The following is a 22,367-nucleotide window of genomic DNA, read 5'->3' as shown; positions in this document are numbered from 1 at the left end:
GAGGTGCAATTCATAATGGCCAAAACCAAGTCAGCTTCTGAAATCGAACCTACTGGTGTTCTCGCAATTCCATACCAAGATACGTCTATGGAAATCTGGGACAGCAAGTACCGCTTAAAAAGCAAACACGGTGAAGCAATCGATGTCACACTCGATGACACATTCAAACGTGTTGCTCGTGCACTTGCCGATCTCGAAGAGAAATCGGTACAAGACAAATGGTACCAAGAATTTTTGTGGGCACTGCGTCACGGCGCAATCCCAGCAGGACGCATCACGTCTAACGCTGGCGCTTTCGAGCACAAGCCTGCAACGTCTACCATCAACTGTACGGTTAGCGGCACCATTGAAGATTCAATGGATGACATCCTAGGTAAAGTTCATGAAGCAGGCCTAACCCTAAAAGCGGGTTGTGGAATTGGCTACGACTTCTCTACCCTACGCCCTCGTGGCGCCTTTGTATCAGGCGCTGGTGCATACACCTCTGGCCCACTGTCGTTCATGGATATCTACGACAAGATGTGCTTTACCGTTTCCTCTGCGGGCGGTCGTCGTGGTGCGCAAATGGGTACCATGGACATTCGTCACCCTGACGTGATGGAGTTCATCCGTGCCAAGCGTGAGAATGGCCGTCTACGCCAATTCAACTTGTCACTCCTGATCAACGAAGAATTCATTGAAGCAGTGAAGAACGACGGCGAATGGCAGTTGATCTTCCCTATTACCGAAAAAGAAGCGCGCCAGGACAAAACTGACCTGAATAACGATGCCAGCATCGTTTGGGCTGATTGGCCAAGCAGCGAAGGGTTTGTTGAAGACGAACTCGGCCGCATTGCGTGCAAGATTTACCGCACCATGCCAGCGCGTAATCTTTGGAACGTCATCATGACGTCAACCTACGATTATGCTGAGCCAGGCTTCATTCTGATCGACAAAGTAAACCAGATGAACAACAACTGGTTCTGCGAAGAGATTCGTGCCACCAACCCTTGTGGCGAGCAACCTCTCCCGCCGTATGGCGCGTGTCTATTGGGCTCGGTTAACCTGACCAAATTCGTTCGTGATCCATTCACTGAAAACGCACGTTTCGATTGGGAAATGTATCGCAAGGTCGTAGCCACTTTCACTCGCATGCTTGATAACGTGGTTGAGATTAACCAATTGCCGTTAGCCAAACAGCGTGAAGAGATCGAAACCAAACGCCGCCATGGTATGGGCTTCCTCGGTCTAGGTTCTACCCTGACCATGCTTCGCCACAAATACGGCAGCGCGGCGTCTATTGCGTTTACTGAGCAAGTTTCTCAGGAAATGGCGATCACCGGTTGGGAACAAGCTGTTGCACTTGCCGAAGAAAAAGGCGTTGCGCCAGTAATGGACCAAGAGTTCGTTGTTACCGCTAAGATGCTGCGTCTTCGCCCTGAAATGGCAGCAGACGGCATCAAAATCGGCGACAAGGTAAAAGGCAAAGTCCTTCACGCGAAATACAGCCGCTATATGCAGCAAATCGGCGATATTCGCCCAGATTTGATCAAGAAACTGGCAGAGAAAGGCGGTCGCTTTACGCACCACAGTTCTATTGCGCCAACGGGCACTATTTCACTGTCGCTTGCGAATAACGCAAGTAACGGTATCGAACCAAGCTTTGCGCATCACTACACGCGTAACGTGATTAAACCGGGCAAGAAATCAAAAGAAAGTGTTGATGTATTCAGCTTCGAACTGCTGGCTTATCGCGAACTGATCAACACCAAAGCAATGCCTTACAGCACCAAAGAAGACGAGCAATTGCCAGAGTACTTCATTACTGCTGATGACATTACGCCAAGTCAACATGTTGAAGTTCAAGCTGCCGCGCAGCGTTGGATTGACTCTTCAATTTCGAAGACAGCTAACGTCCCGACTGATTTCCCGTTTGAAGACTTCAAAAACATCTACATGGATGCTTACGACAAAGGCCTGAAAGGCTGTACGACCTTCCGCTTCAACCCAGAAGTGTTCCAAGGTGTATTGGTGAAAGAAGAAGATCTCGAAAACACCACGTATGTATTTACACTAGAAGACGGATCAACTTTCGAAGCCAAGGGCAACGAAAAGATTGAGTACGACGGTGAAATTCACTCGGCGGCTAACCTCTACGATGCGCTGAAAGAAGGCTACTACGGTAAGTTTTAACCATCCGTATACCTGAATAGACAACATACTCAGGTACGCAAACTGTTGGGATGGCTTGCAACCAGGCCATCCACTATGAAGAAGTAATTCGTTATGACACGTAAAATCGAAAGCAAAATTGTTTCTTACAAAGTTAAAAGCAAAGACGCCGTTCAAGAAGCGCCTGTCCAACAGGTGGAGGAAGTGACTCCAACGCTCGAAACCATGCATGAAGAAATGCCGCGCCCAGAAATTTTGCTTGGCACCACATACAAGCTAAAAACCCCTGAGCATGTTTCTGAACACTCGCTGTTTATCACCATCAACGATGTGGTGTTAAACGAAGGGACGGATCACGCAATGCGTCAACCGTTCGAGATTTTCATCAATAGCAAAAGCCTTGAACATTACCAATGGATTGTGGCGTTAACGCGCATTATCTCTGCGGTGTTCCGTAAAGGTGGCGATTGCACGTTCTTGGTAGAAGAACTTCGTTCAGTGTTCGATCCAAAAGGCGGTTACTGGAACAAAGGCAAATATGTGCCTTCGTTGATTGCAGAAATCGGCAACGTCATTGAACAGCACCTGATGGAAATTGGCATGTTGCACAACCCAGAAATGGATGAGCACCAAAAAGCCTTTCTAGAAGCCAAGCGCGCAGAGAACACCGCAAAAGCCGAACCCAAGGCAGAAGAAGTGAACACCGGCTTCCCGCCAAGTGCGACCCTTTGCTACAAGTGCCACAATAAAGCAGTAGTTGTAAAAGACGGCTGCCAGACTTGCCTAAACTGCGGCGATTCTAAGTGCGGTTAAACGCATAATTACTCGAGAAAGGCTTCCTGTAGGAAGCCTTTTTTATAGGTTCACATTCAGCAAGCGTTATCTCATTCAATATTTTCGAACACTACCCCCAGATTTTTCCGCTTTTTTGCCTGCTACCCTTTCTCTATAGTTCTTCACAACAATAAGACACACCAAACACGACTATTAATAGGGTATGAAATGGCAAATGTACTGGTTCTAAAATCGAGCATTCTTGGTGAATTTTCGTCTTCAACAAAATTGATTGATGGCATGGTTGAGCAATTAGGCCACGACAATTTCATTATCGAACGTGATTTAGCCGCACACCCACTTCCTGTATTAGACGGTGAAATCGCAACAGGTCTTCGCGGTGCGGAAAACCCAACGCTTCGTCAACAAGAAGCTCTGGCACTTTCTGATCAGCTTATTAATGAAATCAAAGCCAGTGACACCTTGGTGATTGCCGCGCCTATGTACAACTTTTCCATTCCAACTCAATTGAAAAATTGGTTTGATTTGATTGCTCGTGCCGGTGTGACATTTGCGTATACGGAGCAAGGCCCTAAAGGGCTATTGACCGGAAAGAAAGCCATTGTTGTCACCACACGTGGCGGGATTCACAAAGGTACGCCGAATGACCATGTGACTGGACATATCAAGACCATATTGAACTTCATTGGTATTTCAGACATTGAATTTGTTTACAGTGAAGCGCTTGCCATGGGTGAAGCACCAGCAAAAGCATCACTTGAAAAAGCAGCTCAAGATTTAGCAGCTTTGGTTGATTGACACGCGTTTTTTAACATTGGTTTTTTAACATTGGCTTTTTAAAGCCACACCGATTGCCAACAGCAAAACGTCAGACGTTAGACAGTGACAAATCTAGCGTCTTGGTTTTGTTTTTTTCATGTTAGGGCTTTTCGAAGCCCTCTTTTTTCCTTTCTCATCAAGTGAAAATCGATCTCCCTCTCAGCATTGTCAGTCCAGCATTTTCTTTTGCAAGCAAATCCCGTTTCATGAGGCCTCAGCACAATCATCCTGTTGGAGTCACAAGTGATTAAAAGCAATCCATTTTTGGGCAAAGATGCCGACCGAGAAGAAATTTGGGACATGTTAGTCGCCAAAGACATTTTGGCTTATACCCAAGCGGATTGGTCAATGGTCGAGAACGATTTTCTGCAACACGAGTTTTTTGCCGTTAACGCCGGGTTCGACCAAGACCCTGGTAACTGGAATTTGGCATTTTCACGTTTTGAAGATTACCGAGATTCATGGCTGGAAGCAGCGCGCGCAAGCCTAGATACCGAGTATGCCGAGCCTCTACAAGACGCTATTCATACATTGACTACCCTCGAACAAATCGAAGTAAAAGACGGCAAAGCCATTGCTCGCAAGCAGTTTGATGGCACGATTCAGGTCGTCGGACAAGAGCCTGAGGTACTAAAGTGGCAAACCTTGTATTACCTCAAACAAACTGAATCAGGTTGGAAAATTGTGGGCTTCACCGGTTACCTACCTTACACAGCCTAAGCGCCAAATATGAAAGAAGCGGGCTCTAACGCCCACTTCTTTGTTGTGTCAGATTGCTCCCCAGCTGTATTCACATTAAACACCTATGCTCACATTCACGTTAAGTAAGGTGCTTGCTGCTATGCCTAGAAATCCATCTGCAGATAAATCGTGTTGTAATTACTGCCACCCTTGATTCGACCAAACTGACTCGCCTTTTCAAAGATTGCCGAGCGATGATGAATTGAATAGCCCAACCAGATGTTATTCAAATTCTTCTGACCAATCAGATCGCCAACATTCACATCAAGTGAGAGATCGAGGTAGTTAAGCAATTGACTCGGTTCATATCCTTTCTCGTTGAGTTCTGTACTTTCTACATAAGTAATGTTGTTTACATACGAAAGGCCCTCAGCGAAGCCAATACGCCATTTCGTTGGCCAATCAACCGTATAATACGCTTTGATCGCCATGACGAATTCTGGCGAAGACGCCTGAACCTCGGAACTCCAATGCCAGACAAAACCTGGTGTCAGGTAAATATCTAGCGGAACACCAAACAAAGAATCAGCCAATGGGTGACCATAGAAGACTGACGTTAGGGTATTGCCATATGGATCTTTTTTCGTATCACCCGCAATGATCTCACCAATGTTTGAAGGCGTTGCCCAACCATACGCTAAACGCCAATATGGCCGAGTGGTGATCTCTCGCTCTCCATGTCGCTTGTTGTCATTGAAGAAACCAAAACCTGCATAAACCTCACCCTGCCAATTCGCATCGATGGTGGGTGCATGGCGCACATTTTCATCAAGATAAGTGGCGTACGCCGCACCGACAAGATAAAGGTTAGAATAGACATGGTAACGCCCTCTAACCCCTGCTTTTAAATCGACACCTGCTCCGATGCGCACACCGTCATTTCGGTATTCAGACAAACCGTAATAGAAACTATTAAAGTCAGCATCTTTGTAGCGTGCTGAAATAGTCGCATCGAGGTCAAAATCCTCGGTGAAAACTTGCTTACCCAGCGTTGCAATACCGTGAAAACGGTAATCTTTGTCTGACAGCACATCAAGATCGGCATACCAACCATCACCAAGTTGACGTTTTAGCTGGAAACCAAAATCTCCCGTATCGCCCCCAATGTCGTTCTGCACTGCGGTAGGTAAATCAATAAAGCGCATACGAAGAATGGCATTCGCGCGCCAATCGCCTTCTTCCCATAAACGGATACCACCTTCGGTGCCATTAATGAAAAAGGCTTCATCTTGATAAAACATCATGGGCACAAAACTGGATACATTGGCACTACCTGCATCGGCATAAGGGATGCTACCCGTCCGTATCGTGGCAGCAATGCCCCAGTTTTCGCTGCGCTTAAGGCGCAATGCTTCAACACTGCCAGTTCCCACCGTTTCTGTTTCTACGGTGTGATCGCCTTGAATATCTGCTGACTCAGCCCAACCAAAAGGTGCGACTAAAACTGTCGCGAGAACGAGGTATTTCGACATATTAAACATGAAAAGCGCGGTTTGTTGATTCACATTGAAATGAGTGTAACCCAAGCTTAAGTAACTGTGTGATTTTAAAGGTAAGAATATGGGTAACTAGCATTGGCTTGGCAAATGAGACTGAACGAATCACTCGCCAAGCCCCAACAATTAGTGAATGGCGCGCGCCGTCAACACAAACAAATCAACATGCCCACGTTGAGCTGGGTTAATTGGCCTGATCGGATTGGCATTGTGCCAAAGCGCATGATCATCCAACAGCGCTACGTCTCCACCGTTAAGCGCCAGTGAAAAGAAAGGTTGTTCGGTTCTATTTTTATAGACAAGAATTTCCCCACCTTGCACGTTTTGCCGATGAATCGCAGCAATGGCAATGTGATCGAAACCATCCTGATGTACGCCTTCTGGCGATACCGGTGTCATGTCACTAAGGGTGATCACCCTCATCTGATGTATTTCAATATCTTGCTGATCATCCAACTCATTGTTGTCTTTGAATAAACGACATAATTCAAAGAAACCTTCTGAATGAAGTACGTTCGCGGATAAATCTTCAAACCGGCGTACCACACCGCCTTGATGATGGTTTATCGCCTTACTTTGCACAAAAGTATGTTGTGGCATGTGACGCACAGCGCCGTCATGGCATTGCACAATTGAATAGCGTCTTAACCTGTATTGACCGTCTGCATAGGGGGTAGTTGGCAAATGATCAAAGGTCGGTTCTAGCTCTCTCACCGCTTGGTCGCTGATATGACATAGCTGCATGAGATAATCAGGATGATACATGGTATGTCCTCCATCTCGATTGAATATAACGCGTCTCTGGGTAAGAAATGCGCAATAACAGTCACCCCATTTAGTTAACATCATGGCAGCATTTTTGCCAACTTTTTGCAGAGTGTTTAATTGCCATAAATGCCATATACGGCCAAATACGCCACGTTACCCCAGTTAACCAGCATAATACTTCACGTAATTTGATCTAAGCCCAGTAGTAAAAACACAGTTTGAGACCCCTGCCACGCACGCAACCCTTTCATTCAGCTAACATTCAATTTCCGCAGATATGATGAAGTTGTGGACACTTACTGGACATGGCCTTCACAGCCAAAAGAGGTATTTAGATGGGAAGAATGTTTAAAGCGCTGATTATTGTTCCAATTCTGGTTATTCGTGTGCCGGCTTACGCCGAGCAATTCGAGGTAAAGAACCCGCCTTCAAGCCAGAGCATTTCTTATCAGCAGCCACAAGCAAGTCAAGACACTCCACTCACCGAACTGCTCTCTATCCCTTCATTCCGCTCCAGCGAAATCAAACAGCCATACAGTCACCTCGCTGAGCTTTACGAAGCGGCGCCTAAGGCGCAACTAGAACTCGAAGATCTTGCCAAAACCATTGCCCATAAAGCCAATGGCAGTGTGTTGTCAGCCGGTTTGAAAGGACAAGAACGCGCTCAAGAAAAAGTAGAGAAAGAACTGAATGGCGATGTTACTCGCTTGACTGATATCGTGCGCATTACGGTTGAAACAGATTCGTTAGAAGACCTCAACAGCGCTTATGCTCAACTTGCCGCTTCGACGAAGACAATGGAAGTCGTCAACCGATTTCAGACACCTCGTCCTTCAGGGTATCGCGACGTAAAAGTGCTGGTTTCACTGCCTGAAAGCCAAATGATCGCGGAAGTTCAACTGCATCTGAAAGCCATTTCCGCCGTAAAGAACGGGAAGGAGCACACTAACTACGAACAGATTCAGAGAATCGAGCGAGAAGCTAACCTGCATGACCGAGCGATGAGCGATTATGAAGTCGCAAAAATTGAAAAATTACGTAGGGAATCTCGGGCACTTTATGACAATGCATGGCAGCGGTATTTACCGCTAAGTTTTGCCGTTTAGTCAAATTAATCAACCTAAAGGGCGACTATGTCGCCCTCGCGATGAACGAAAAAAATGATGGCTATTGAGTTCTATCGAGGGAAAATTCAGTCACGCTAACCTGCTCTCCAACCAACTCAACAAAACTTTGTGCTGGTACACCATTCCACCCTTCCATTTCCACCTCAAAAGGCTCTGACGCAAGCACCACGCCACTATCGAGCATTTTATAAAACATGGTAGGTGGGGCGCCAAAGGTGGCATATCGCAGCGCCCAAAATTGCTTTCCATCACTGATACACAATGCAGCCTTGAATGGCTGGTCAATGCCTTTTGTCCGCATTTCCGCTTCAATGTCTTTTATTACTCGCACCAGCGCCGTCTTGGGGCATCGTTCAAGACCGTACTGCATTAGCAGTAAAAAGATCAGTTCACTGTCCGTGGTCCCTTTACGTTTCAAATAACAAGCTTCATCCAATTGACGCTCTAACTTGTAGCGCATTAATTCAAAATCGGGGATCTGGCCGTTGTGCATAAACAACCAGTTCTTAACGTTAAACGGATGGCAGTTTTCGCGTGACGTATTGGCCCCTGTCGAGGCGCGAACATGCGCCATAAAGCGATGAGACTTGGTGTGCTGCGCAAGAGAACGAAGATTCGCATCCGACCATGCTGGCAATACTTCTCGATACAAAGCAGGCGTCGGTTTTTCGCCATACCACGCTGCGCCAAAGCCATCAGCGTTAACCGCCGTCACCGCTTTTGATGCTTCCATGCTCTGCATCACCAGCGAATGATTCGGCTGATGCAGCATTTCATCTAAAAAACACGGTTTCCCTTGATACGCCAACCATCTGCACACACTAGCTACTCCTTGATAACGTTATCGTTAGTATGACGTAACTACTGATAATTGCAGTGCGACGTGCCACAGAACATTGGCGTGTCGCCGTTTTTTCAATCGTTTTTATCCTGGATGACCGTCAATCCTCACCTTAATCAACATGGGGCCAAAGCAAATAACAAAGCCACCAAATGCTAGGCACCAACCAATACTGGCGATAACAACCCATATTTGAAAATATTCAGGCCAAAGCGCAGCCCCAACAACACGTACTAACGTCGCCAATGCCAGCGCCAAATAGGCAAATGTAAACAATGGGCCTTTGTAAATTGCACGACCTGTATGGCCCATACTCACACGAGCAATCATTGCGAGAACAACACCCGCCAGTGTTCCCATCGCAAATATATGTATTAACGAGTGTGAAACCCATGCATTGCCGAGAAAGACGACCTTCGCGATTAAGCCAATAGGTAAAGCCAGATAAAACAGATGCAACGACCAAACCAGCGGTTCACTGTGTGTTTTGATGCCCTGCCAGCGATATAAACGGACAAGTTGTGCTACACCGCTAACCCATAGCAATGATGCGATGAACCAAGCTGGCACTAATGGGAAGAAAGAGATAACAGCGAGCATGACAAGAGGAAGAATCGCCAATACCTCTAACCATAACATGGGCTTGGGTGCTTCAAGTTGGAAACGTTTAGCGGTGAAAAACGGAATCACGCGCCCACCCATAATGGAAATGAGAATCATGAACCACCATAGCATCGCTTGCCAAAGCGCATTGGCAGAAAAAGGCGGCATGCCTTTCACAGTGGCATAACTTGCAAGGTTTGCACTGGCTGCAACGAGCAGCATGGGAATAAAGAACAGGTTACGCCAGCGTTTCGTCATAACCACACGATAACCCACCTCCCAGCCCGTCATTGCAAGGAATGCGGTATCCACAATCGCTATCACTGACAAAGGCGTATCAGTCCAAAACAGGATTCTCGCTGCTAACCACAGCATGACAATAAACGCGAGCTTGACTCCCGACGTGCCTTTTACGCCCGTCCACGTTTGTACCGCGGTTAGCAGAAAACCGACAACAATTGCCATGGCAAAACCAAACAGCATTTCATGGGCATGCCACCACATGGCGGGAACATTCAGCGGCGAAGCGCTTCCCGTTGTGAATAACCACACCCACACTGAAATAGTTAGTACGGCGTAGATCCCTGCTAAAAGAAAAAAGGGCCGGAAACCTAAACGAAGAACGGGAGGAATGCGTTCTTCTTTTTGCTTATCGACGATATTGAGCATCATGAGTTAGACCTGCCTGACAATTCAACTTAAACATGCATAATTTTTACATGTTTAAGTTAAATTGAAAAGAAGACTCTTTGCGTGCGTAAGATAGCAAGAGAATAAGACGAAGCCATGAAGTGATTTTGGACAATTGAATTACTATTAATTCATTGAAAATAAATAAAAAAACCAGCAATAGCTGGTTTTTTTATAGGTAGGTGAATCGAATCCCTGACGTAATTTAGTTACCCGACTTTGGATCAAGCGCATCTTGGAGCGCATCACCTAAAAAGTTGAAAGCCATTACCGTCACCAAGATGGCGATCCCAGGGTAAATGGCCAACCCAGGAGATTGCCAGATCACTTCTTGTGCATTTTGCAGCATGTTGCCCCATGAAGGCATCGGCGGTTGAATGCCTAAGCCTAAAAATGACAGCGCACTTTCCAGCAAAATCACCCCACCCAATGCCATGGTAGTCGCGATGATCACCGGCGATAGTACGTTTGGCAGAACGTGACGGCGAATGATTCGCCAAGGTGAAGCGCCATAGCCTACGGCCGCTTTCACATAATCACGCTCACGAAGGGATAGCGTTCCAGAACGCACCAAACGTGCGGTGGTTGGCCAACCGAACAAAGCGACAATCACAATAATACGAATGAAGCTCGCATTCTCGCCTTGCGCCCAGCTTTCAGGTAAGCCCAACTTACTCAGGTCAACGGCAGCCATCACGATCATCAGAGGCAATGTTGGAAGCGACAACGTAAAGTCAGCAATTCGCATTAACACGGCGTCCAACTTGCCGCCGAAGTAACCGGCAAACACGCCCACCAAGGTACCCAATACGGCTGTCATCAAAGCCGCAACCGCACCAACGGATAGCGAGACTTGACCACCATAAAGCAGGCGAAGGAATACATCTCGGCCCAACTCATCAGCGCCCAACCAGTGGGTATCACTCGCGGGTTCAAAGCGCGCAAAGAAGTCTACTTCAAAGGGATCATGCCCGAACCAGCTTGCAAGCAGTGGCGCACTAAAACAAAGAATGGCCAGCAAGATGATAAACACGCCGCTTACCAACCCCGCTTTGTGTTTACAGAAACGATGCCATACCAACATCCATGGCGAGGATGCTTGTCGTTTTGTTACTGCTACAGGAGCAGCATTTGTCATGTCTTGTGTCATGCTGACGCTCCTTTTGTCAGACTGATCCGAGGGTCCAATTTCGCGTAAGCGATATCTGCAAGCAAATTGCCCAATAGCGCTGTAAAGGTAATCACCATCAATCCAAGCAACGCCAGATTGTAGTCATTGCCCATGATAGCGTCGAAGATAAGCTTACCCATGCCCGGCCACGCAAACACGGTTTCAGTAATCAACGCGCCAGACAACAGGAAGCCAATATCCAACGCAATAATGGTGACAAGCGGGATCATCGCATTACGCAGTGCGTGGTGAAAAATAACGCGCGTTTTAGATGCCCCTTTTGCAATCGCAGTCCGAATGTAGTCCTGACGCATCACTTCAAGCATGGTGCCGCGAACATAACGAGAATGGCTCGCCACATTCAACACGGTCAACGAGATAACGGGAAGGATAAGGTGTTGCAGTTCCACCCAAAAACCACCGCCTTCTGCCTCACCCGTGCCACCAGCAGGTAGCCATCCAAGTGTGACGGAAAAGACAAGGATCAGCATTAGCGCCAACCAAAATGCAGGAGTTGAGAAACCCACAAACGCGCCAAAACTAATCACATAGTCAACCCATGTGCGGTGTTTTAGTGCCGCTATAACGCCAACAGGAATAGCGATAAGCAAAGACAAAGCTGTCGCAATGCCAACCAATTTGACGGTATTCCACACCGCTGGGATCAACACATCTTCCGCGGGTTGATAATACAGACGAGAGTACCCAAAATCCCCCTGCAGCGCGGCAACCAGCCAGTTCCAATATCGTTGAACCAACGGCTGATCCAAGCCTTGAAGGGCTTTTAGCATGGCAACATCTTCCGCTGTCATATTCGGATCAGACGTTGCCATTAAATCAATCGGGTCTCCGGGCATCAGACCAATAAGTGCGTAAGAAACAAATGAGACCAAAAACAGAACAAATACGCTTTGTAATGCCCGGCCAATAACGAACTGCATCATGCCGTGGCCTCCTTGCAATCAAACTTTTTCGCGTCAATCACTTCACTGGGAAAGTGACACGCAACAATGTGTTTGCTGTCTCCGCCGTATAGCGACGCGATAGGTGCTTCTGTTTTGCACTTGTCTGTCGCTTTCGCACAGCGAGGGTGAAATGCGCAACCACTCGGTGGACTGATTGGGCTTGGCACATCACCTTGCAGTGACAACCCTTTCCGACGCTTCCCTCTTCCGACTTCTGGCACAGCAGCCAGCAACGCTTGACTGTATGGGTGCGCAGGATTGGCAAAGAATGCATCGCGCGGTGCTTGCTCAACAATTTGTCCCAGGTACATCACCACAATGGTATCGGCGAGGTAATCTACCACTGCCATATCGTGACTGATGAAGAAGAAAGACAATTGACGTTCACGCTGCAACTCAGCAAACAAGTTTAAAACTTGGCTTTGCACAGACACATCGAGTGCTGAAAGCGGCTCATCGGCAATGATCAACGAAGGCTCAAGCACCAAAGCGCGAGCAATACAGATACGCTGACGCTGCCCACCAGAAAACTCATGAGGATATCGGTCGAGTGCATCTTCACTCAAACCGACGGCAATCAGTGCATCAATCACTTTCGCTTTGCGTGAGGCTTTATCGCCCACGTTGTAAACCTCAAGCGGCTCACCGACCAGTTCAGAAACTGGCATTCGCGGGTTGAGTGCCGAATAAGGGTCTTGAAATACGAGGCCCAGCTTACGACGAAGGGCTTTTAACTCCTCGCCTCTCAGACCCGCCGTTTTAACACCTGCTAGTTCAACCGTCCCTTCGACGGGGTGTTCGAGTAGCGCAACCATGCGCCCAAGTGTGGATTTTCCACAGCCCGATTCGCCAACAATCGCAATGGTTTCCCCTTCCTCTAGAGAGAGGGAGATGTTATTCACTGCTTTCAATTCTTGCGCTGGTTTCCCTAACCACCCCTTTTGTCCAATGGGGTAACGCTGACAGACATTGTCTAGTTTTAATAATGTCATGAGTCCGTCCTTAGATATGATGACACGCCACTGTGTGTACGGCGTTTAGTTCAACCGTTTCAGGCATGGTGGAGACACACGTTGGCGTTGCTTTTCCGCAACGATCTGCAAACGGGCATCCATTGCCACGCAGATCGAGGGGCGGGACTGCCCCAGGGATCGCAGGTAACACGTCACGTGCGCCGCCAATTTTTGGCAATGTGGCTAACAATCCTTGGGTATACGGGTGTTGAGGGTTGGCAAACAACTCTTCCGCCGTTGCTTGCTCGACAATGCGGCCCGCATACATCACGATGACCCGCTCAGCGAGCTGAGAGACAACGCCCAAATTATGACTGATGAATTGAACCGCTGTGCCCGTGGTATCTCGAAGCTCTTCAAGAAGATCGAGAACCTGCGCCTGAACCGTTACATCCAAAGCCGTTGTCGGTTCGTCGGCAATAATGAGTTCCGGTTCACATGCCAGTGCCATGGCAATCATTACGCGCTGTCGCATCCCACCGGAGAGTTCATGTGGGTAGGCGTTTGCACGTCGAACCGGATCGGGAATGTGTACCCTTTCCAACATCTCTATCGCACGTTCTTTTGACTCGGCTTTATTGCTACCACGGTGAAGCTGGAACATTTCCGCAATTTGGTTTCCGACTGTCACGACGGGGTTTAGCGCAGTCATGGGCTCTTGAAAGATCATCGCGATGCCTTCACCGCGTACTTTTCGCCAATCCGCATCACTGTTGCTTAGCAGATTTTCACCGCGAAAGACCACTTCACCACTGGCCTTCATGACATTGGGTTGAAGCCCCATGAGTGTCAGCGCAGCAAGGCTTTTGCCACAGCCTGATTCACCCACAACACCAAGAATCTCGCCTTTTTTAATATGAAAGCTGATATCGTTAACCGCAGGGTAGCCTTTAAAGGCTACCCGCAGACGACGAACATCGAGTATCGTCTGTTCCATTCACGGCTCCTACTTCTTAGTGGTGTACCACTCTTCAACCCAGTTGGTTGATGGGAACATATGACCCGTCGGCGTCACACCTTCTAGCCATTTCGGCATCACAAAGCTATCTGCTCGGAAATACAATGGCAGCGCTGGCAAATCTTCCGCGTAAATGTTCTGAATTTCATGGAAAATCTTCTTACGCTTTTCGGTATCCAGTTCCGCTTCGACTTTATTCAGTAACTCATCCATTGCTGGGTTCTTATAGCCAATGTAGTTTTGGCCAGACCAACCATTCTCTTCGGTTGGAACATTGGTTGAAAGCAGCGTCGTACGCGGCGGGCTCTCTGGTGAGGAGTACCATGCAAACATTGCTAGACCTTTGTGTTTACGCTTGTTCAGCGTTTCACCAAAGTACACGCGTGCTGGCTGGTTGTTGATGTTGACCTTCACACCAATCTGTTTCCACTGTGATTGCAGCACTTGCTGGACTAACTCACGTGTTTTGTTACCTGCCGTTGTCATCAATTCGATTTGGAGTTCATTCCCATCGCCATCAACCATGACACCTTTTTTCATGGTGTAACCCGCTTCTTTCAACAACTGCTTGGCTTTTTCAGGGTTGTATTCGTAGCGTTTAACGTCTGCAAAAAAGGTCGTGTCACGAGGGCTCACGTTGGTATCGGCAACAGGCTGTTTGCCCGCAAACAATTTATCAACTAGCTGTTGACGGTTCGCACCATAAAGAAGAGCTTGGCGTACTTCTTTCTTGGCCAGGTGTGGATTATCCATGGTGGTATCTAGGTGTTCGTAAAGCAGGCCCGGCTCATAGTGAACATTGAACTTATCGCCGTGGCGCTTTTCAAGTTGAAGCACTTGGTCAAGCGATAATCCTAGCTCTCCCGGCAAGTAATCCACTGAGCCAGACAGAAGGTGCGCTTCAAGCGCAGAGGTGTTTTCTACCGCTTTAAAGATAATTTCGTCGATCGCTGGCGCTTTTCCTTTCCAATGCGGGTTCTTTTCAGCCGTAATAAAGCTGCCTGCGTTTACTTTCGAAATAACAAACGGACCGTAGTAAAGCCCTGGGTTAGTTGGCTCTGTTGCATATTTGGTGGTTTTTGAGTAGCTATTTGGATCTTTGCTATACAAGTCGCCTTCCACATGAGCTGGCATCGGCGTTGGAATGAAGGTGTTATATTTGAAGGTGATTTTGTTCAGATAAACTTCGAAGTTTTTATCATCAAGCAAAACCAGTTTTTCCATGGTTTTTGCTTCTTGCAAACCGGGGTTGCCAACACGCTCATCGGTTTCAATGTCGTAACCTAGCTTGATGTCTTTCGTGGTGACAGGCACCCCGTCACCCCAGAATAGATCGTCAGGAATAGTGACGGTCATTTTAATACCTTCACCACCATCATCTAACTCAATGCGCTCTGCGAGTCCATTTTCAAAGCTTGGTACTTCGACACAGGCGTTACATTGTAACAACCAGTCTTTACCATAGATTACCGTGCCACGATGCGCAGTACTTAGTATGTAAGAAGCCGCAACATTTGATACGAGTATAGGGTGCAAGCCTTCAGGGTATTGAGACATGCCGATCTTCAAGGTTTCAGCACTTGCTGATGCAGCCGAAAGCGCGAGTGGCGCAGCCATCGCCAACGCGAGGATTGTTTTTTTCATGTTATCAGTTCCTTTGTATGCTGCTGGGGCAATTCCATTACCCAAGAATCATGCGCAATAAAGCGGGTTTTATTAGCCCCAAAACTAAATGCAGTTGAAAATTGCGCATATGCTTGCAATGTTAAACATATGTTTTATACAAAGTCGACAGTGGATTGTTTGCTATTCATACAGGCAGGTAAAATAAATAGCCGAAATGCTTGGTCCAGTCGCATTTCAACACTTTTAACATTATTTATACTTATGATTCAGTTGGTTACATTTTGAAAAATCAAGTCAAAATGCATATTCTCTCATCGCACTCGCATATTTACCCCAAACCTCTAAGCTCGTGAATGCCTTCAATACTTCAATTGACAAAATTAACCATATAAGTCAAAAGGGAAATATCGGATTGAAGCTAGATACTGGCTACTTGAGGAAAATAACTCGCTATGAATAGAAACATGAACAACCAGAAGCTACACCTCGTCATCATTAAGAACCAACCACTAGAAATAAGCTAACGATCAGAATATCTAACTAAGAAATCGAGGTGTTTTGCCCGAGCACCTCAAAGTGCTTTCTAACAAGGCAATATCAGTAGCCCATCAAATACAACGTCGGAATAGAGGCAATTGAGACATCACCCACGCCGCAAACAAAGCGAGGAGATAGACAACAAAAGTGACAATAGGAATTGAAATCAATGGAGAGAAAGACATCGCCCCCACCCCAACAAAATTGAGAATTTCAAGCACCATGGGGTGGATGAGGTACACACCAAGCGTCAACGATGCGAGCACCTTGGTGACATGTGGATTCCAAAGCGGTTGGCTTTTTCGCTTGAAGATAAACATCATACTGACTGACATCGGAATAACCGAAATACTCAAGTAATCGTAGAAATAGAGCCCAATTTTTACGCTTGAAACCCACGCCAAAAAGTAAAAGCCTAACGCTGTCATAACAAATGCGGCAAAAAACACCCCAATGATCAGGCGAAACGACGGATAACGCTCTGTTTGTCGTAATAAATACCCTAAAAAGAAATACGGTACATACAACAAAAACCAATTGATAAATAAGCCCGCTTCTTGCCCATTCAGCTTTTCCACGCCAGCGTTGATGGCCGCCAACGACATTCCCGCAACCACTAACACCCACAGGGCATTTTCAGATGCCTGCATAACGACCATACGAAAGAAAGGCGTAAACAGATACAGACCAACGATCATGTAGAGAAACCACATGTGATAGTAGGGTGTGCCGTTCAATACACTGAGGAGCAGTGTCGATAAAGACTCAGGCTGATTTTTGATCACACCTTTTACAAGCTGCCAGCCGAGATATACCGCCGTCCAAAAAACAAGTGGTACTAACAGCCTGGAAACGCGTTTCTTGTAGAATTCTTGAAGTGACTCAGTTTTGGAAGGATCAAGCAGTAATGCGCCACTTATCATGACAAAGACGGGGACACACCACCTAACAGCACTGTCATACACATTTCCTATCCACCACAACGTACTACCCAATTGCGCATCAAATACAAAGTCAGCTGCGACATGCAGCATCACGACTGCCAGAATCGCGAGGATCCTAGCGTTGTCTAACCAAGCCATTTGTTTGTCCTTGCTAACCAAAAAAATAGTGAACGTCGCCAACAAACTTCGGGTATTTTTTGATTAACTATAGCCCAAGATTTACGCTATTTTTCCAAGGGTCAATAAGACAAAACATGCTCCATGAGTGCGCTTATTGGTTCAATGTGTTCACAAAGGGCAGAAAGCCTGAGGCTCGTCGCCCTTTACGACAACACGATGCAATTTTCTTGGTTCGTCACCATAATCAGTAACAGCGAAATGTTGAGTACAGCGATTATCCCAAATGGCGATACTTCCTGTTTGCCAACGGAAACGTACCTGAAATTCTTCAGCGTGACTGTATGAAAATAGAGACGACAATAATGCTTCACCCTTTTCTAAGTCTTCATCGTCGATGCGTTGGCAAAATTGCTCATTGATGTAAAGACAGGGATGTCCGGTTTCCGGATGCGTTGTGACCAATGGATGGTGTACATCTCTGATCTCACTCGAAATGCTGTCTACTTTGCTCACACCCTGCGAACTCACTTCATCAAACCGGCTACCCGCAAAACCATGAACAGCATGCGTGGCTGTTTTACCTTGTAATGATTGTTTCAACACATCAGGAAGTGATTGGTAGACGGCCTCCATGGAAAGCCAAATGGTGTCCCCTCCAATATCAGGAAGATGTTGCGCACTAAGTACAGAGCATTTGGGTGGCGCTTTTTGCCACGTCATGTCTGTGTGCCAGTAGCTCTTACCAGGCGGATTTCCGCGTGTGGTTTCGATAACGCTGACTTGAGGGAAGCCCTCGACATGAGGGAAGAATGGGTGTGGTGCTTCCAATTCGCCAAAACGCGCTGCTAGCTCAAGCTGTTGCTGCGGTGAAAGGTACTGTTTGCGAAAAAAGATCACTTTGTGAGTTAAGAAAGCCTGATAGATTTGCGCAAACTCATTCTCACTACAATTGGCCAGACTGACATCATCAATGCTGGCGCCAATATGCTCAGACAGCGGCGTGATTTTCATTTTCTTCCCTTAATGTTGATTTCGATATTTATCGCTATATTTCCAGTAGAACGGACAACAACCGCTTTCCATTCATCGATGATACCGCGTTATGACCCATACGCTGATGCTGACCAAATCAAAGACGAACGGTCAGATGAACGTCATTTAGGGCCTGCGCATCCGGCCCTTTTCTTTCCCATTGCAAGATTTCTCACCAATTTTGCGGTAACATCCCCACGTCTTTCAAACCCTTGGATACCAACGTGGCACACACCAACGAACCGACTTTTTTCTTCTTTGATTACGAAAGTTGCAATTTAAGTATCTGATATAAAATTACTTTACGAAACAATGAAAGAAAAAGAGACGCAATTTAGACGCAACTCGTCTTACAAATAGTTATCCTGTTTGCCGTAGTTCTAGAGTGGAGTGTTTCATTAAGATTCTTCCTAACTCCCAGGCCCAACCAATCTCTTTGAACCTAGGTTGCCCCAGTTGTTGACCTGAGCAAAACACAACCCACTCAACACCATTAAAGTAAACTTGTTCGATGATTGGCGTTAAATCGAAGCAATCTTCCACCTTTATTCTTCCTTGCCCGCGCAGAATTCCTTGAGCAATCGAATGATTTCCTCCCGTCACTAAAGCCACATTTAAAGGCCAATAATAATTTACTGAGTGATTGGAAGATTCTTCAAACGGGCCACAAGGCATACCATCACCGATCATCCCCAAATTGCGTGTGATTCTTTGTGGATGCCACGGACTAGTGATCACAGGGTCAGAGCTTAGGTCAACAAAAGCGAAATCGACACGCATGAGCAAATCGCTGATAGATGTCTCCAAGCAAACGAATTGGAAGTCATGATGATTGATGGAGTCCCAAGAGGAATGATCACTAACTAAGTAAGGTTGCAACATGAACTTACTCTGCAGTTGCCTCCAAACAATTCGCTGCAGATCGCGAAGCCCTTCGATATTACCATTTTCAACTAATGCTTCTGCTCTCCGAAGCAAATTACTTAGCTCATCATCTCGATACGCAAGCGTAGTACCTGTCTTCATCTGGTTCCTATTTTAAAACATTACGTTACGCATAACGCTATCAGAGTTAGCGGTAGCTTTCTTCGAAGAATTTCAAGCTGTTGGTGATGACTAGGCGACCCCAAAAATTTTTATAACCCGAGGGTCGCCCTCGTTTGCTGGTGAAAACGTTCCAGAAGAACCTATTTACCCTCGCGGGATAAATGCACGGGAAGAACTGAGCCAATGATAGTTCAGGCAATGACAGCGCTCTCAGGCGCAATCACCCCAACATCAACACGCAACCTCTGATGACCTAGCTGTATACACTGCCGCTCTTTCGGTAGTGATACCCCACACCACCGCCTTGAATGGCGTATTGATCCCGCTTCAAATAGTCTTTATCAAATAGACGCTTCAACAATGTGCTCGAGAACGATTGGGAAAGATCGCAACGGTTCGAGATTTGTTCCGGTGTCACGTGCTCGCCACATCGAATTGCATTGAGCACTTTCAGTTGCGTTTTGCTGAGCCTCACCGCGTTGATCTGATGAGGCAATAGACGTGCGATTTGAGCCAATCGCGGGTCGATGGGTGTGATTTGGGCGTGATTTTGCATGACTTACTATCATCCGCTTGGATTTATTTGAGAATTGACGTAGAAAATTGATCTAAATAAGGAAAGTGAGGATCTAATTTCAGTCGAGACAGGTGTGAAACAGGTTAACCAGCAGCTACCAGTTCTCATATATCCCACCTTCCTTTCTTGCCCCAAAGCAAGACGAGAAGAAGATTTACGATGCTGCTAAGTACCCTGAATCTTCAAACGCGATCATGTGCCACCAAGAGGTGTTGGAATTTTTTAGTAAGAAGAGAACGACCATCATCGCCTGCCGCAAGAACCTCAACTTTCCAGAGCCGATCAGCAAGTCGCCATTGCGTTGGTTAAGAGAAGCAGTAATGGAGTGGGTTCAGTATGAAGGTGGGTTTAAATGTTAGAACTCCTATCACCTTGCTTCTGAGCTTATAATTAAGGACAAGGGGTAGAATGTAACTGCAAAGCCGAGCATTTGAAATCAATGGCAGTATATCGGCTTCACTTTGTCAGACATACTACCTTTGCTTAACCTCACACTATTGCAATTCAATCCCTTATGCCACGGTATCAGCCATAAAATAGCCTTGCCCATCACAATACGACGCAAACGTGGACGTGATGTGAAGGCACAAGAGCTTTATGCTCTCTGCTTTCTCTCTTAACTGCGTAACGTTATATCTTCGACCTATCGTTATTGCTGTCTCTCTTCCGTGAGCTATTGCATTGCGGTGTTCTTTAACTTCCGCCAGTACAAAATGTTGAACTCCATCAGGGAGGGGATTACCTACTAGCTGAAAGAACATCCAAACATTCTCTAGCTGTTTGATAGATATATTCATAGAACCCCCTGATGGAAAAACCGAAGTATCTACATTAGTCACTTCATTATCCCCAGTTACCGCAAGAACAAGTTTGTGTCGGTTTTCCCACTCTTTGGCAGAACCACATTCTCTAATCGCTTTAAAATGCGAATCGAATAATGAGCACAGCAAAGAACTCTTGAAACGACTGGCTGGTGCTCTTTGTTGACCAACAATTTCTAAAGTTCTCGTCACAGACTGTGTAATTGAATACTCAACGGCAGCATATATTACGACGAACAATAAGCCTTTCTGTGCTCGGTAAAAATCAGAGTTCTTTGTATCTTCTGAATGAGAATCATCTGCCAAATACTCAATTATTGAGTCGAATTGTCTCAAGCGACTCATAACGCCAGAATCAATATCTTCAAACATTGCCTACGAACCTAACGTAGCAATATTGTATTCTTTCGCGCAATCGAGGACCTGAGTTTGTCGCTCCTGTCGTTAATCGACGTAACTCGTCATCATCAATCCAGTCGGCAACATTTGCATTGGTAATGTCTATCCCTTCTTCAATTGCATCTGCCGCACCGACTGCAATCGCTTCAAAAAGGACTTGAGGCGTGCTGCCTTTATTCCCCCGTTTAATACCGTCAGGTAAGACTTCGCGTAGCGATTCAAATGTCTTTTCAAACAACTCTCTGTACTTTTTATAGTTAAAATGCGCTGAAGACTCAGCCATAAAATCATTCAAAAAAGTCTCTACGCTATGCTTAAATTCATCTCGTCTGGTTTTGTAGGCTAAAAACTTTAGAACAAGCTCTTCTTTCGTCCCATCTTTTGATTTTGTCGACGAAACATTAACAACTTTATTGAAATCTTCGTTCTTAGCGAGCTCGACTACAAAATCATTAAACTGTCCCCTAAATACACAAGCTCGAATTTCTTGTGGTGTTAGCTTAATTCCACCAGTATTCAGCCTTTCAAAAAGGTCAAAGCGTACTTTGAGGTCACTTTTATCACTAAGCGTTGTAACTTTTAGAGGCCGTAAATTGAACTTCAGGCGGAGAGAATGAGGAAGATCATTAAACGTCGTTCCATTAAACTCAGTAAGGATATCTAAACCTTTCAACTTGAGTGGTTTGTCGAGCCCGAAGCGTTCAATTTGTTCAACGGTACCACAAAAATGAATTAAGGAATTTAGCCGCTGAACTCCATCTATCAACTCCCAAGAACCATCTCTGTTTGCAGCCATAAAAAGGTTTGGGATAGGTATCCCCAACAATACTGATTCTACAAGTTTAGACTGGTTGTCTTCAGGCCAGCGAAACTGTCGTTGGTATTCTGGAGCAATGTTAATGATTGATTCATTTGCCATAGAAATCAATTCTTTAACAGAGATATCAAATGAATCAAAATCTACCTTCCGCGTCTCTTTATCGAGCTGATTCATATAATCTTTCATGTGTTCTCCAGCAATTAGATATGTTGGCCGAAGTTTACCAACAACGATTACTTTAGTCGATATAAGTCAATAGGTTAGTGATCCTAGGTTATGCTTTGGCACCAAAGCGTTCTTGTCTCT

General features: G+C 46.2%; 20 protein-coding genes. 5 read left to right on the top strand and 15 right to left on the bottom strand.

Going from position 1 to position 22,367, the window contains the following annotated elements:
• Positions 1–15 precede the first annotated feature (15 nt).
• The 4 genes from AB8599_RS06915 to AB8599_RS06900 all read left to right on the top strand — a co-directional run bounded on the left by AB8599_RS06915 (position 16) and on the right by AB8599_RS06900 (position 4,485).
• Positions 16–2,172 (top strand): adenosylcobalamin-dependent ribonucleoside-diphosphate reductase, encoded by a 2,157-nt coding sequence (locus AB8599_RS06915; RefSeq protein ID WP_407333008.1) that lies wholly within the window; start codon positions 16–18, stop codon positions 2,170–2,172.
• Positions 2,173–2,265: 93 nt separating this feature from the next.
• Positions 2,266–2,964, top strand: a complete 699-nt coding sequence (locus AB8599_RS06910; protein WP_407333007.1) for an NrdJb — start codon at positions 2,266–2,268, stop codon at positions 2,962–2,964.
• A 189-nt stretch (positions 2,965–3,153) separates the two neighbouring features.
• Positions 3,154–3,744: an FMN-dependent NADH-azoreductase gene (locus AB8599_RS06905; RefSeq protein WP_407333006.1), complete on the top strand. Its 591-nt coding sequence runs from the start codon at positions 3,154–3,156 to the stop codon at positions 3,742–3,744.
• A 264-nt stretch (positions 3,745–4,008) separates the two neighbouring features.
• The gene (locus AB8599_RS06900) at positions 4,009–4,485 is read left to right on the top strand and encodes a hypothetical protein (RefSeq protein WP_407333005.1); all 477 of its coding nucleotides are present in this window, start codon (positions 4,009–4,011) and stop codon (positions 4,483–4,485) included.
• Positions 4,486–4,610: 125 nt separating this feature from the next.
• Here AB8599_RS06900 and AB8599_RS06895 read toward each other — a convergent pair whose 3' ends face one another.
• Together AB8599_RS06895 and AB8599_RS06890 are read right to left on the bottom strand one after the other, a co-directional pair.
• The gene (locus tag AB8599_RS06895) at positions 4,611–5,987 is read right to left on the bottom strand and encodes a MipA/OmpV family protein (protein WP_407333004.1); all 1,377 of its coding nucleotides are present in this window, start codon (positions 5,985–5,987) and stop codon (positions 4,611–4,613) included.
• 141 nt (positions 5,988–6,128) lie between these two features.
• Positions 6,129–6,767: a 2OG-Fe dioxygenase family protein gene (locus AB8599_RS06890; RefSeq protein WP_407333003.1), complete on the bottom strand. Its 639-nt coding sequence runs from the start codon at positions 6,765–6,767 to the stop codon at positions 6,129–6,131.
• Positions 6,768–7,105: 338 nt separating this feature from the next.
• Here AB8599_RS06890 and AB8599_RS06885 point away from each other — a divergent pair, with 338 nt between their 5' ends.
• Positions 7,106–7,876 (top strand): hypothetical protein, encoded by a 771-nt coding sequence (locus tag AB8599_RS06885; RefSeq protein ID WP_407333002.1) that lies wholly within the window; start codon positions 7,106–7,108, stop codon positions 7,874–7,876.
• Positions 7,877–7,937: 61 nt separating this feature from the next.
• Here AB8599_RS06885 and AB8599_RS06880 read toward each other — a convergent pair whose 3' ends face one another.
• The 13 genes from AB8599_RS06880 to AB8599_RS06820 all read right to left on the bottom strand — a co-directional run bounded on the left by AB8599_RS06880 (position 7,938) and on the right by AB8599_RS06820 (position 22,247).
• The gene (locus tag AB8599_RS06880) at positions 7,938–8,717 is read right to left on the bottom strand and encodes a class II glutamine amidotransferase (RefSeq protein WP_407333001.1); all 780 of its coding nucleotides are present in this window, start codon (positions 8,715–8,717) and stop codon (positions 7,938–7,940) included.
• 105 nt (positions 8,718–8,822) lie between these two features.
• Positions 8,823–10,010, bottom strand: a complete 1,188-nt coding sequence (locus tag AB8599_RS06875) for an NnrS family protein (RefSeq protein WP_407333191.1) — start codon at positions 10,008–10,010, stop codon at positions 8,823–8,825.
• Positions 10,011–10,236: 226 nt separating this feature from the next.
• Positions 10,237–11,181: an ABC transporter permease gene (locus tag AB8599_RS06870; protein ID WP_407333000.1), complete on the bottom strand. Its 945-nt coding sequence runs from the start codon at positions 11,179–11,181 to the stop codon at positions 10,237–10,239.
• Positions 11,178–12,146 (bottom strand): ABC transporter permease, encoded by a 969-nt coding sequence (locus tag AB8599_RS06865; RefSeq protein WP_407332999.1) that lies wholly within the window; start codon positions 12,144–12,146, stop codon positions 11,178–11,180. Before AB8599_RS06865 ends, AB8599_RS06870 begins: the two co-directional genes overlap by 4 nt.
• A complete protein-coding gene (locus tag AB8599_RS06860) occupies positions 12,143–13,159 on the bottom strand; it encodes an ABC transporter ATP-binding protein (RefSeq protein WP_407332998.1) in 1,017 nt (338 codons plus the stop codon). Before AB8599_RS06860 ends, AB8599_RS06865 begins: the two co-directional genes overlap by 4 nt.
• A gap of 10 nt (positions 13,160–13,169) precedes the next feature.
• Complete coding sequence (locus AB8599_RS06855) at positions 13,170–14,117, bottom strand: ABC transporter ATP-binding protein (RefSeq protein ID WP_407332997.1); 948 nt, start codon at positions 14,115–14,117, stop codon at positions 13,170–13,172.
• 9 nt (positions 14,118–14,126) lie between these two features.
• Complete coding sequence (locus AB8599_RS06850; RefSeq protein ID WP_407332996.1) at positions 14,127–15,782, bottom strand: peptide ABC transporter substrate-binding protein; 1,656 nt, start codon at positions 15,780–15,782, stop codon at positions 14,127–14,129.
• Between the two features lie 590 nt (positions 15,783–16,372).
• Positions 16,373–17,383 (bottom strand): acyltransferase, encoded by a 1,011-nt coding sequence (locus AB8599_RS06845; RefSeq protein WP_407332995.1) that lies wholly within the window; start codon positions 17,381–17,383, stop codon positions 16,373–16,375.
• Between the two features lie 150 nt (positions 17,384–17,533).
• Complete coding sequence (locus AB8599_RS06840) at positions 17,534–18,376, bottom strand: TauD/TfdA dioxygenase family protein (protein WP_407332994.1); 843 nt, start codon at positions 18,374–18,376, stop codon at positions 17,534–17,536.
• Positions 18,377–18,757: 381 nt separating this feature from the next.
• On the bottom strand, positions 18,758–19,423 hold the full coding sequence (locus AB8599_RS06835; RefSeq protein WP_407332993.1) for a DUF6710 family protein: 666 nt from the start codon (positions 19,421–19,423) through the stop codon (positions 18,758–18,760).
• Positions 19,424–19,697: 274 nt separating this feature from the next.
• Positions 19,698–20,000 carry a MarR family transcriptional regulator gene (locus AB8599_RS06830; RefSeq protein WP_407332992.1) on the bottom strand — a complete coding sequence of 101 codons (303 nt, stop codon included), beginning with the start codon at positions 19,998–20,000 and terminating at the stop codon, positions 19,698–19,700.
• A 533-nt stretch (positions 20,001–20,533) separates the two neighbouring features.
• Positions 20,534–21,214 (bottom strand): hypothetical protein, encoded by a 681-nt coding sequence (locus AB8599_RS06825; protein WP_407332991.1) that lies wholly within the window; start codon positions 21,212–21,214, stop codon positions 20,534–20,536.
• Positions 21,207–22,247: a DUF262 domain-containing protein gene (locus tag AB8599_RS06820; protein ID WP_407332990.1), complete on the bottom strand. Its 1,041-nt coding sequence runs from the start codon at positions 22,245–22,247 to the stop codon at positions 21,207–21,209. Before AB8599_RS06820 ends, AB8599_RS06825 begins: the two co-directional genes overlap by 8 nt.
• Positions 22,248–22,367 lie beyond the last annotated feature (120 nt).

It is taken from the genome of Enterovibrio litoreus (assembly GCF_045679545.1).
Taxonomy (GTDB): domain Bacteria; phylum Pseudomonadota; class Gammaproteobacteria; order Enterobacterales; family Vibrionaceae; genus Enterovibrio.
This window is presented reverse-complemented; position numbering and strand designations above follow the sequence as displayed.